This window comes from Pseudomonas sp. OV226 (assembly GCF_003148705.1).
Classification (GTDB): Bacteria; Pseudomonadota; Gammaproteobacteria; order Pseudomonadales; family Pseudomonadaceae; genus Aquipseudomonas.
The window spans coordinates 64,481-77,733 of sequence record NZ_QGGS01000010.1; the positions used below are offsets into that span (position 1 = coordinate 64,481).

The window sequence follows — 13,253 nt, forward strand, 5'->3', positions numbered from 1 at the left end:
GAACGCACTTACAAAATAACCAAATAGCCATCAACCCGATGAAACGCTTGTTTGATGCCCACAAGGCTGCGTTAGCTTGTAGCAGCTGCCGAGCAGCGCGAGGCTGCGTTCGGCTGCGAAGCAGTCGTAAATCCACCGCACGCGGTTTTCCTGAAACACCGCGTCGCCTGGTTTCACGACTGCTTCGCAGCCGAACGCAGCCTCGCGCTGCTCGACAGCTGCTACAAGCTAACGCTGCCTCGCGCTGCTCGACAGCTGCTACGAGCAAACGCGGGCTCGGCAGCGACTACAGGGGGTCTACTGGTTTTCGCTGACCTGCAACGCCCCGTCCCAACCGCCACCCAGCGCGGCAATCAATTGCACGCTGGCAATCAACCGGCTCTGCAATAAATCCAGCACGTTGCGCTCGTTACTCAGTGCCGTGGCTTGAACCACCACCACATCCAGATAAGCAATCAAACCGGCCTTGTACTGATTCTGGGTCAGGCGCAACGAGATACGCGCTGCCTCCAGCGCTTCCTGGCGCACGCCGGCTTCCTGCTCCAGCACCTTGAGCTGCACCAGGTAGTTTTCCACTTCACGGAAGCCATCGAGCACGGTCTGGCGGTACTTGGCCACCGTCTCGTCGTAGGCGGCTTCGCTGCGATCGACTTCGGCCGAACGCTGGCCGCCATCAAACAAGGTCATTGCCAACTGCGGTCCGACCGACCAGAAGCGATTGGGTACGCTGATCCAGTTGGAATAGGTGCTGCTGCTATACCCGCCGTTCATGCTCAAGGTGAAATCCGGGTAATAGGCTGCCTTGGCCACGCCGATGTTGGCGTTGGCCGCCATCACCGAACGCTCGGCGGAAGCGATGTCCGGGCGACGTTCCAGCAATTGCGAAGGCAGGCCCACCGGCACTTCGGGCAAGGTCGGAATGGTGGTGGTTTCCGCCAGACTAAACTCGGCCGGGGGCAGCCCGATCAATACAGCGATGGCGTTCTCGAACTGGGCGCGCTGCCAGATCAGGTCAACCATGTCTGCCTGCGTGCTTTTGAGTTGAGTCTGCGCCTGCGCCACCGCGTCTCGCCCGGACACACCGGCGCGGTATTGGTTTTCGGTCATTGTCAGCGAACGCTGATAAGCCTCGACCGTCGCTTCAAGCAAGCGCTTCTGTTCATCGATCACGCGCAATTGCAGGTAGTTCTGCACCAGCTCCGACTGCTGACTCAGACGCATGGCAGCCAGGTCGGCATAGCTTGCCTGGGCGTTGGCGGTGTCGGCTTCAAGGCCTCGGCGTAATTTGCCCCACACGTCCGCTTCCCAACTGACACCGGCCTGGGCGGTGTAGGTGTCACGAATACCGCTGGAGGAGCTGGTCAGGCTCGAATTGCTGCTGCCGGTGCCCTGGCTGGAGCGGTTTTTACCGACGGTCAAATCAACCGTCGGAAAAAACGCCCCGCGGGCACTGCGCACCAAGGCTTGTGCCTGGCGGTATTGTGCCTCGGACTGGGCCACGGTCTGGTTGGAGCTGTTGAGTTTTTCGATCAGGCCATTGAGCTGCTGATCGCCATACAACTCCCACCAGGCACCGCGTGCCAGGGAATCGCTGGGGCTGGCCTGACGCCACCCCGCCGCTTCCTTGTACTGCACCGGCGCGGCCGCTTGCGGGCGCTGATAATCCGGGCCCACGGCACATGCGCTGAGCATTGCCGCGCACAGCGCCAGGCTCAGCAAACGCGAGCCTCGGGCAGCGGCCAGCGGGGCGGCCAGATGGATAAGCGAACGGTCAGTCATAGCGGAGTTTCCAAAGCAGCATCGGTACGTACCCCACGCCATTTATTGAAGCGATGGCGCAGTTTGTCGAGATAGAGGTAAACCACTGGCGTGGTGTAAAGGGTCAGCACCTGGCTGAAGATCAGCCCGCCGATGATGGTCAGGCCCAGTGGCTGGCGCATTTCCGCACCTTCGGCACGGCTCAGCAGCAACGGCACGGCACCGAGGATCGCCGCCAGCGTGGTCATCAGGATCGGTCGCAGGCGTTGCAGGCAAGCACTGCGAATCGACTCCAGCGGTGCCAGGCCTTGATGGCGTTCAAGTTGCAGCGCGAGGTCGATCATCAGGATGGCGTTTTTCTTCACCACGCCAATCAGCAGGAACAGGCCCAGCAGCGAAATCAAACTGAACTCGCCGCCCAGCGCGTAGATCGAGAGCAATGCACCGACCCCGGCCGACGGCAAGGTCGACAGAATCGTCAGCGGATGAATGTAGCTTTCATACAGCACACCCAACACCAGATAGACCGCCAACAGCGCGCCGAGAATCATCCACGGCTGGCTCTTCTGGGTCGCGGCGAACGCATCGGCGGTGCCCGCCATTTTCGCGATCACGTCTTCGGGAAGTCCGAGCGTGGCAATCGCCCTTTCGATGGCTGCGGCGCCCTGCTCTACCGTCACGCCTTCGGCCATGTCGAACGACAGGCTTTCGGAGGCAAACTGGCCTTCGTGGCTGACCCGGTCGTTTTCCAGGCTTCTTTCGTAATGGGCGATGGTCGACAACGGAATCCGTGCGCCATCGGCTGTAATCACCTGCACCTGTTTGAGGGTGATCGGGTCCTGTGCGTATTTCGGATTGACCTCCATCACCACCTGATATTGGTTGAGGCTGTCGTAAATCGTTGAGATTTGCCGCTGGCTATAGGCGTTGTTAAGCACCGAGGTGACCATGTCCATGTCGACGCCCAGGCGCTTGGCCTGATCGCGATCGACAATCAGCGTGACCTGTTGCGCACCACGACCTTCCCGAGCGTCAATCGCCGTCAACTCCGGCAGCGCCTTGAGCGCGGTGACGACTTTTGGATACCACTCGCGTAACGCGCCCAGATCACCGCTTTGCAGGATGTAGGAATACTGCGACGACGTCTGTTCGCGACCGCCGCCAAATTGCAGGTCCTGGTCCGCCATCAGCATCAACTGTGCGCCAGGGACCTTGGGCATTTCCTTGCGCAGGCGCTCGATGACTTTTTGCGCGGAAATGTTGCGTTCCTTGATCGGTTTCAGGCGCACCAGCATGAACGCGTTATTGGTGCCGTTGCTGCCGCCAATGAACCCGGCGACGCTTTCCACCGCATCGTCCTTGAGCACGGCACGGCGGAAGGTTTCCATTTTCGGCTGCATCACGCTGAACGACAGACCGTCGTCACCGCGCACGAAACCGATGAGCTGACCGGTATCCTGCTGCGGCAAAAACGTCTTGGGCACCACCACGTACAACGCGATATTCACTCCGATCGTCACAAACAGGCTGAGCAAGGTCAATCGGCGGTGGCGCAATACCCAGTCGAGGCTCGTCGCGTATTTGCCGACCATCCATTCGTTGGCGCGCTGGCTCCAGCGCTGCAAACGGTTTTCCTGGCCCGGCGTATGCGGCTTCAGCCAACGGGCGCAGAGCATCGGCGTCAGCGTCAGCGAAACCACCAGCGACACGACGATGGACGCTGCCAGGGTGATGGAAAACTCACGGAACAGGCTTTCAATGATGCCGCCCATGAACAGGATCGACAGGAACACCGCGACCAATGAAACGTTCATCGACAGCAAGGTAAAGCCGACTTCCTGGGCGCCCAGGTACGCGGCTTTCATCGGTGGCACGCCTTCGTCGATGTGCCGGGAGATGTTCTCCAGTACAACGATGGCGTCGTCGACCACCAGACCGGTGGCCAGGATCAGCGCCATCAGCGACAGGTTATTCAGCGAGAAGCCATAGAGGTACATCACCGCAAAGGTGCCCACCAGCGACACCGGGACCGCCAGTGTCGGAATCAGCGAGGCACGGAAGTTACCGAGGAACAGGAAGACCACCAGAATCACCAGCGTCACCGCGATCAGCAGGGTCATTTCCGCTTCGTGCAGGGTCGCCTTGATCACCGGCGAACGGTCCATCGCCAGGTTCAGCTTGACACTGGCCGGCAGCACCGCCTGCAACGCCGGCAGCTGCGCCTTGATCTCGTTGACCGTCTCGATGATGTTGGCGCCCGCCTGACGGTTGATCACCAGCAACACCGCCGCGTCGTCGTTGAAGAAGCCGCTGTTGTAGCGGTCCTCGACGCCATCGCTGACCTTGGCCACATCCTTCAGACGCAAGGCTGCACCGCCGTTGTAGTGGATGATGAGCGACTCGTAATCCTTGGCTTTTTCCAGCTGATCGTTGGCCTGCACTTGCCACAACCGCTCGCCGTCTTCGACCGAGCCCTTGGGCCGACGCACGTTGGCATTGGCGATGGTGTTGCGCACATCATCCAGCGCCACGCCGTACTGATTGAGCGCCTGCGGCTCGAGTTCGATACGCACCGCCGGCAACGAACTGCCGCCGATCTGCACTTCGCCCACGCCCTGCACTTGTGACAGGCTCTGGGACAGGATCGTCGAGGCCAGATCGTAGAGTTGGCCCTTTTCCAGCACGTCCGACGTCAGCGACAACACCATGATCGGTGCCTGGGACGGGTTGACCTTTTTGTAGGTCGGCATGCTGCGCATCCCGCTCGGCAGCAGGTTGCGCGAGGCGTTGATCGCGGCTTGCACTTCCCGGGCCGCACCGTTGATGTCGCGGTCGAGGTCAAATTGCAGGATCACCCGGGTCGAGCCCTGACTGGAGCGGCTGCTCATGGTGTTGACCCCGGCGATGGTGCCAAAGGACCGCTCCAGCGGCGTAGCCACGGTCGAGGCCATGACCTCGGGACTCGCGCCGGGCAGACTGGCCTGCACCACGATCACCGGGAAATCCATCTGAGGCAGCGGTGACACCGGCAACAGGCCGAAACTCACGCCGCCCAGCAACATGATCGCCAGGCTCAGCAACATCGTCGCGACCGGGCGCTTGATGAAAGGTCCGGACAGGTTCATGGCTGCTCTACCGCTTCCACGGCTTCAGACTTACGGCCCCAGCGCCGACCGAGGCGATCGAAGTACAAGTAGATGACGGGCGTGGTGAACAAGGTCAGCACCTGACTCAGCAGCAAACCACCGACCATCACCAACCCCAGCGGTTGACGTAATTCCGCGCCGGAACCAGTGGCCAGCATCAGCGGCACGGCGCCGAACAACGCCGCCAGGGTGGTCATCAGAATGGGCCGAAAACGAAGCAACGCGGCTTGATAGATCGCGGTTTCCGGGTCGATGCCCTGATTGCGCTCTGCATCGAGGGCGAAGTCGATCATCATGATCGCGTTTTTCTTCACGATGCCGATCAGCAAAATGATGCCGATGATCGCGATCATGCCCAGGTCATTGCCGCTCAGGATCAAGGCCAGCAACGCGCCGACCGCCGCCGAAGGCAAGGTCGAGAGAATGGTGATCGGGTGGATGTAGCTCTCGTACAACACGCCGAGCACGATGTACATGGTCACCACCGCCGCCAGAATCAGCAGCAAGGTGCTCGACAGCGAGGCCTGGAACGCCTCGGCCGCGCCCTGGAACTGCGTCTGCACGCCAATCGGCATGCCGATGTCTTTCTGCACCTGGTCGATGATCTCGACGGCATGCCCCAGCGCCACGCCCGGTGCCAGGTTGAACGACATCATCACCGCCGGGAACTGGCCGATGTGGGTGATTGCCAGTTGCGCCTGACGCTCTTCGATGTGCGCGAGGCTGGACAGGCGGACTTGCCCGCCGTCGGTAGTTTTCACGTGAATCTGATTCAGCGCATCCGGGCCGATCTTCTCCCCGGACTGCGATTGCAGCACCACGCGGTACTGGCTGGCCTGGGTGTAGATGGTCGAAATCTGCCGCTGGCCAAAAGCGTCGTACAGCGCATCGGTGATGTTCGACACCGACACCCCGACCCGCGAAGCGGCATCACGGTCGATCACCAGATAGACCTGCAAACCCTTGTCCTGCAAGTCGCTGGCAACGTCGGTCAGCTCGGGTCGTTGGGCCAGCGCTTCGACGAGGCGCCCGCTCCACCGGCTCAGCAGCTCTGCATCTGGCGATGACATGCTGAACTGGTATTGGGTGCGGCTGACGCGGTCTTCGATGGTCAAGTCCTGCACCGGCTGCATGAACAGGCGAATGCCTACCAGCTTGTTCACTTCAGGTTGCAGGCGTGCAATCACCTCGGTTGCGCCCACGTCACGATTGCTGTGGGACTTGAGGTTGATCAGCAGGCGACCGCTGTTCAGCGTCGAGTTGTCACCGTCCACACCAATGTAGGACGACAGGCTTTCAACCGCCGGGTCGGCAAGGATCACCTTGGCCAGCGCTTGCTGACGGTCACTCATGGCCGCGAAGGAAATCGACTGCGGCGCCTCGGAAATCCCCTGGATCACCCCGGTGTCCTGCACCGGGAAGAAGCCTTTTGGCACCACCATGTAAAGGAATACGGTCAACGCCAGGGTGCCGACGGCCACCATCAACGTCAGTGGCTGGTGCTTGAGCACCCACTGCAATTTGCGCCCGTAAGCGGCGATCATCCAGTCAATCGCCGCGCCGCTGGCCCGGTAGAAACGGCCCTGCTCTTCTTCCTTGGGTTCACGCTTGAGCAAACGCGCGCACATCATTGGCGTCAGGGTCAGGGACACCACCAGCGAAATCAGGATCGCCACCGCCAGGGTGATCGCAAACTCCCGGAACAGGCGCCCCACCACGTCAGCCATGAACAGCAGCGGAATCAGTACCGCGATCAGCGACAGCGTCAGGGAAATCAGGGTGAAACCGATTTGCTTCGCGCCCTTGAGCGCTGCATTCAGCGGGCTGTCGCCCTCTTCTATAAACCGGGAAATGTTCTCCAGCATCACGATCGCATCGTCCACCACAAAACCGGTGGCGATGGTCAGTGCCATCAGGGTCAGGTTATTCACCGAGAAACCGGCGAGGTACATCACGCCGAACGTGCCGATCAACGACAGCGGCACGGCAATCGAAGGAATGATCGTGGCACTGGCGCGGCGCAGAAACAGGAAAGTAACCATCACCACCAATGCGATGGCGATCAGCAATTCATGCTGCACGTCCTTGACCGAGGCGCGAATGGTTTGGGTGCGGTCGGTCAGTACCGTGACGTCGAGGCCGGCCGGCAGGTTGTCGGTGATGCTTGGCAGCAAAGCCTTGATCCGGTCGACCACTTCAATGACGTTGGCACCGGGCTGGCGCTGAATGTTGAGCAGCACGGCCTGGTTTTCATTGGCCCACGCCGCCAGGCGTTCGTTTTCGGCGCCGTCGACGATTTCCGCGACATCCTTGAGTCGCAACGGCGCACCGTTGGCGTAGGCCAGAATGAGGTTGGCGTAATCCTTGGGCGAAGTCAGTTGATCGTTGGCATCGAGCATCGACACCCGGGTCGGGCCGTCGAAGTTGCCTTTGGGTTGGTTGACGTTGGAGGCGCCGATCAGCGTGCGCACATCCGACAAGTTCAGACCGTTGGCCGCCAGGGCCTCGGGGTTGACCTTGATCCGCACCGCCTGGCGCTGCCCCCCGGCAATGCTGACCATGCCGACGCCGCTGATCTGGGCGATTTTCTGCGCCATGCGCGTGTCAACCAGGTCATTGAGCTTGGGCAACAACATGGTTTTGGAGGTAATGGCCAGGGTCAGCACCGGGGTGTCCGCCGGGTTGACCTTGTTGTACACCGGCGGTGCCGGCAGGTCCTTGGGCAGCAAATTGGTGGCGGCGTTGATCGCGGCTTGCACCTGCTGTTCGGCGACGTCCATGTTGATGTCGAGACTGAAGCGCAGCGTCAGCACCGAGGCACCGCCCGAACTGGTCGAAGCCATCTGGGTCAGGCCGGGCATTTGCCCGAACTGGCGCTCCAGTGGCGCCGTGACCGCGCTGGTCATGACATCGGGGCTGGCACCGGGATAGAACGTCATGACGCGAATCGTCGGGTAGTCGACTTGTGGCAACGCCGACACCGGCAGCAACCGATAGGCAATCAAACCGGCCAGCACAATGGCCAGCATGCTCAGGGTCGTGGCGACCGGGCGAAGGATGAACAGCCGCGAGATGTTCATGCGCCGCCCTTTTTCGCCTTGTCGGCGGCTGCCGGCTCAGTCATGTCCGCCGCCGATTTGCCTTGCAGGTGTTCGGTCGGGGTGGCCGGCACTTCCTGGGGGTTATTGACCACTTCGACTTCGCTGCCTTCCTTCAAGCGGTCGGTGCCTTCAAGCACTACGCGATCCCCGGGGGCCAGGCCTTCGGTGACCACGGTATTGAGCCCGTCGCTGGCGCCGACTTTCAACGCGCGAATGGTGACTTTTTTGTCGCCGTCCAGGGCATAGACGAAGGTGCCGTTGGTGCCGAACTGAATCGCCGCCGACGGCGCGAGCACCACCCCTTTGAGGGTGTCGGCCAGCAAGTGGACGTTGACGAACTGATTGGGGAACAGCGCTTGATCGCGGTTCTCGTAGCGTGCCTTGAACTTCAGCGTACCGGTGGTGACGTCGATCTGGTTGTCCAGGCTTTGCAGCACACCGGTGGCCTGCAATTGGGTGTCGCCACGATCCCAGGCTTCGGCGGGCAGTTTGGCCCCGGTGCGATAGCGTGCCAGTACAACGTCGAGGCTGTTTTCCGGCAAGGTGAAAGCAACGCTGATCGGCTGGGTCTGGGTGATGATCGCCAGCGCCGTGGTGTCGTTGGCGGCGACGAGGTTGCCGACGTCCAGCTGACGCAGGCCTACACGCCCGGTAATCGGTGCGCGGATCTTGGTGAATTCGAGATTGAGTTTGGCGTCGTTGACCGCCGCCTGGTTGGTCTTGACGGTGCCTTGGTACTGACCGACGAGGGCCTCGGCGGTGTCCAGGGTTTGCTTGGCGATACTGTCTTCACGGTACAGGCCGCGATAACGCTCGACATCGACCTGGGCGTTCTTCAATTGCGCCTGGTTTTGCAGCAACGTGCCTTCAGCCTGGAGCAAGGCGTTCTGGTACGGGCGTGGGTCGATTTCTGCCAGCAGGTCACCGGCCTTGACCATCTGCCCTTCTTCGAAGGAAATCTTGATCAGCTCCCCGCCCACACGGCTGCGCACATTGATGGTGTTGAGTGCAGTGACAGTGCCGAGCGCTTTGTAGTACAGCGGGAAATCACCCTTGACCGCAGGGGCCACACGCACGGGCACCGGGCCGGTCGCCCCGCCGAAGCCCGGGCGCATGCCACCGGACTTGCCGGTATGGCCGGCCACGGCTTTCTGCCCTGTGCCCTCCTTGTGAGTCGCACTGGTGGGCCAGAATTTCCAGCACACGCCTGCGATGACCAACAGGACAAGCAGGCCGAACAGCCAGCGACGAGGACTACGGGGAGCGGAGGATTGCATTGAATGATCAACCATTGGGCGCGTGGGCTTCTTCTACATGAGGCTGAACGATAAGCACTGGCGGCTATTAAGCAAAGCGGCTTTACCGGCAATTTACCTTCGGCTTACGTAACAGGTTGTTTGGCCAAGACACTGAATCACAAATGAAAACGGCCTGGACAGGGCCAGGCCGTTAACAATTGTAAAGCTGTCGCTTATTTCAGAACGGCGAGTGCAGCTTCGTAGTTCGGTTCTTCAGCGATTTCCTTGACCAGTTCGCTGTGCAGGACGTTGTCGTTTTCATCCAGAACCACGACCGCACGGGCGGTCAGGCCTTTGAGCGGGCCGTCTGCGATGGCAACGCCGTAGTTCTCGATGAACTCGGCACCACGCAGGGTCGACAGGTTTTGCACGTTTTCCAGGCCTTCGGCGCCGCAGAAGCGTGCCTGGGCGAACGGCAGGTCAGCGGAGATGCACAGCACAACGGTGTTGGCGACATCGTTGGCCTGGGCGTTGAACTTGCGTACCGAAGTGGCGCAGGTCGGGGTGTCGACGCTTGGGAAGATGTTCAGCACTTTGCGCTTGCCGGCAAAGTCTTTCAGGGTGACGTCGGACAGATTGCCGGCAACCAGGGAAAAGGCTGGCGCCTTGGAACCGGCTTGTGGCAGTTGGCCGTTGACTTGAACCGGGTTGCCTTTAAGAGTGACTTGAGCCATGAACTGAGTCCTTCTGAACGTTGTGGTGGAGAATTTTGAAGAGGCCGAAGTTAACCACGAAATCGCCCGACGACCTATGCCCAGATACAAATCGTGAAGTCTTGCTGGCGAAACTGGATACAACCCTTCCAAACCCCGCATGGCCACAGGCACGCAGCCCGGGTTGCTCTATAGCGTACAGCCCTCCCCGGCCACCACTTGGTGTTCTTGACGAAAGGCAACCGAAAACCCACGGGCTCAATCGCTGGTCTTTAATTTGGCAGCACTGTCGATTTAGACGACGTTCATTCGACTAGTCAGCGAGTCCAGTCAAATCCAGCGGAGATACAGCCATGCGATTCATGATCATCATCAAAGCCAGCCAGGATTCCGAAGCCGGCATCATGCCCAGCGAAGAACTGCTGACCGCCATGGGCAACTACAACGAAGAACTGGTCAAGGCAGGCATCTTCGTCGAAGGCGAAGGCCTGCAACCCAGCAGCAAAGGCACACGTGTTCACTTTTCAGGGGACAAACGCACCGTCATCGACGGCCCGTTCGCCGAAACCAAGGAGCTGATTGCCGGCTACTGGATATGGCAGGTGCAGTCGAAACAGGAGGCGATCGATTGGGTCAAGCGCTGCCCGAACCCAATGCCGGGCACCGAGGCCGAGATCGAGATTCGCCAGGTGTTCGAAGCTGAGGATTTCGGTGCCGAGTTCACCCCGGAACTGCGCGAGCAGGAAGAACGACTGCGCGCCGAGGCCAAAAAACGCTGAACATTTTCAGGCCGGGTTTGCCGGGTGCACGCGTGATTGTTTTACGCGGTGTATCAGGTGAATCCGGCGTCGCCTGAACACCAGGATCGGCGGTAACCCCATGATTTGGTATTAACTTTTTAGTACACACAAATAACGAAGTTCTGTGCACAAAATCAAAGATTTAATCCTTTTGACTGGAAAAGTCGTGACTAGCTGCTAGCGTCAGATTTGTCCTACGGGCTTGGTGGGAAATTGATTACGTATTAACGGCCAGGAAGTGCCGAGTAACCCAATGAGCCAGAAGGGAATCGGGAATGATGTTTCAGCATAAAAAAAATAACGCTTTGTTGTTGGCGGCAGCACGCTTTTCGCCCGCCGTTTACGTGCAGGCCAATAACGCCGATGCACTCAACAAAATTAACCCTGCACGGAACCTTTCGCTCAGCGCCGCCCAGTCATCCGGCACTCGCCTCGCTCCCCATAACGCCAGCGTCACCTGCCTCGGCGCCCCGAACCTGTTCGACATTTCAAGTCCGAAAGCACACCCGCGGCCAATGGATAATGCCGCCACTGACACTCGTTGGCGCAAAGCCATGAACCACGCACCCAAAACCTGCTGGAGCACCGTGATGGGACTGAAGACGACAAGGAAAGCCGCATTCACCGCACTCACGCTATCCATGACGCCACTGGCGGGCCAAGCGGACAACGCGCGTGACTGGCAGAACCTGCCGACCGACCTGAACATGGTGTTCGGCTATTACAACCTCGTTAATAGCAACACGCCGATCGATACGTCATTGCCGCTTGATGGCTTGTCCCTGAACGCGGACCTGTACATCGCCCGTTTTGCCCGCTCGTTTGCCATCGACGGGCGTAACAGTGCGGTTCAGGTCCTGCAACCTTACGCCGACGTTTCCGCCTCGTTCGATAATGGCCAGTTCTTCAATGGCACCAAGCACAACGGCGGTCTGGGCGATACGCAGGTGGTGCTGGTGCACAACGTTTTTGGTGGCCCGGCGCTGACCCCGCAAGAATTCGCCACCTGGACACCCGAGACCTTTCTGACGGGGGCGTTGTGGATCACCGCGCCCACCGGTGATTACGACAAGGACCGGGTCATCAACATCGGCGCCAACCGCTGGGCGTTCAAGCCGGAAATTGCCTTCGGCACGCCGATTGGCCCGACCTGGCTTGAACTCAACACCTACGTCTCGCTGTACGGCGACAACGACGATTACCACGGCGACGGCACACTTGAGCAAAAAGCGCTGTATTCCATCGAAGGTCACTACAGCTACAGCTTCAACCGCGCGCTGTGGGCCTCGATCGATGGCACCTACAACCGAGGCGGCGAAACCAAAATCAATGGTGACTGGCAGGACAACAAACAGGAAAGCAGCCTGTTGGGTGCCACGGTCGGCTTCATGCTGTCGCCCCAGTTTGGCGGGTTGATCGCCTATTCGGACACGGTGTCCGAGCGCAGCGGCTCCCCCGACGTCAACACCTGGACCTTACGCTTGCAATACGCCTGGTAAAGGAAACGCCCATGACCGCACTCAATGACCTCAACGCCCTGCAAGCCAGCATCGCCGAAAGCGTACTTGGGCAGGATCAGGTAATCCGCCAGATTCTGCTGGGGCTGTTGGCCAACGGCCATTTGCTCCTGGAAAGCTTGCCCGGCCTGGCCAAGACCCGCACGGTCAAGGCACTGGCCCGGCACCTGGACGCGAAGATGAGCCGCATCCAGTTCACCCCTGACCTGCTGCCGTCGGACATCACCGGCGCCGAAGTGCTGCATCAGGTCGATGGCCAAAACCAGATCCAGTTCCAGCCCGGCCCGCTGTTCGGCAACCTGATCCTCGCCGACGAAATCAACCGTGCCCCGGCCAAGGTCCAGGCGGCGCTGCTGGAAGCCATGGAAGAACGGCAAATCACCGTGGCCGGCAACAGCCATGTGCTGCCGGAACTGTTCATCGTGGTCGCCACGCAAAACCCGATTGAACAGGAAGGCACCTACCCCCTGCCGGAAGCGCAGATGGACCGGTTTCTGATGAAGGTGTTGCTGGATTACCCGACCGCGGAAAACGAGAGCCAGGTGTTGCGATTGCTGCGCGAAGAAGAATTTGCGGCAGGCGCTAAAACGGCCCCGACCCAAGGTTTTGCACTGTCTCAGGAGGTGGTTTTCGCGGCCCGTCACGAAGTCAGCGCCGTTCACGTCTCCCCGGCCATCGACCGCTACCTGATCGACCTGATCAACGCCACCCGCCACCCGGCGGACTATGACGCCGATCTCGGCCGCTGGATCGCTATCGGCGCCAGTCCTCGGGGCGGTATCGGCCTTGACCGCTGTGCCCGCGCCGATGCCTGGCTACAAGGGCAGGATTTCGTTTCGCCGGACAATGTGCGCGCCGTGGCCCACCCGGTGCTGCGTCATCGCTTGCAACTGAGTTACGACGCGGTGGCGGATGGCGTAACGGCCGACCAGGTGCTCGACCGCTTGCTCGACAAAGTTGCAATACCGGCCTGAGGTTGA

8 protein-coding genes are annotated in these 13,253 nt (G+C 60.3%); 3 read left to right on the plus strand and 5 right to left on the minus strand.

From position 1 onward, the window contains the following. Positions 1 to 297 precede the first annotated feature (297 nt). From C7534_RS17440 to tpx, 5 genes are all read right to left on the minus strand, one after another. Positions 298 to 1,779 carry an efflux transporter outer membrane subunit gene (locus C7534_RS17440; RefSeq protein WP_109786495.1) on the minus strand — a complete coding sequence of 494 codons (1,482 nt, stop codon included), beginning with the start codon at positions 1,777 to 1,779 and terminating at the stop codon, positions 298 to 300. Further along, a complete protein-coding gene (locus tag C7534_RS17445; RefSeq protein WP_046032185.1) occupies positions 1,776 to 4,883 on the minus strand; it encodes an efflux RND transporter permease subunit in 3,108 nt (1,035 codons plus the stop codon). Before C7534_RS17445 ends, C7534_RS17440 begins: the two co-directional genes overlap by 4 nt. After that, entirely contained in the window at positions 4,880 to 7,984 is a 3,105-nt protein-coding gene (locus C7534_RS17450) for an MdtB/MuxB family multidrug efflux RND transporter permease subunit (RefSeq protein WP_109786496.1), read from the minus strand. The genes C7534_RS17445 and C7534_RS17450 overlap by 4 nt, the downstream gene beginning before the upstream one ends. Beyond that, complete coding sequence (locus C7534_RS17455; RefSeq protein ID WP_109786497.1) at positions 7,981 to 9,297, minus strand: MdtA/MuxA family multidrug efflux RND transporter periplasmic adaptor subunit; 1,317 nt, start codon at positions 9,295 to 9,297, stop codon at positions 7,981 to 7,983. The genes C7534_RS17450 and C7534_RS17455 overlap by 4 nt, the downstream gene beginning before the upstream one ends. Before the next feature lie 179 nt (positions 9,298 to 9,476). Beyond that, entirely contained in the window at positions 9,477 to 9,977 is a 501-nt protein-coding gene (gene tpx / locus C7534_RS17460; protein ID WP_046032182.1) for a thiol peroxidase, read from the minus strand. A gap of 332 nt (positions 9,978 to 10,309) precedes the next feature. Here tpx and C7534_RS17465 point away from each other — a divergent pair, with 332 nt between their 5' ends. The 3 genes from C7534_RS17465 (at position 10,310) to C7534_RS17475 (ending at position 13,247) form a co-directional block, all read left to right on the plus strand. Beyond that, entirely contained in the window at positions 10,310 to 10,735 is a 426-nt protein-coding gene (locus tag C7534_RS17465; RefSeq protein ID WP_109786498.1) for a YciI family protein, read from the plus strand. A gap of 662 nt (positions 10,736 to 11,397) precedes the next feature. Then, on the plus strand, positions 11,398 to 12,255 hold the full coding sequence (locus C7534_RS17470; protein WP_256594777.1) for a transporter: 858 nt from the start codon (positions 11,398 to 11,400) through the stop codon (positions 12,253 to 12,255). 11 nt (positions 12,256 to 12,266) lie between these two features. Then, entirely contained in the window at positions 12,267 to 13,247 is a 981-nt protein-coding gene (locus C7534_RS17475) for an AAA family ATPase (RefSeq protein WP_109786499.1), read from the plus strand. The last annotated feature ends 6 nt before the right edge of the window (positions 13,248 to 13,253 follow it).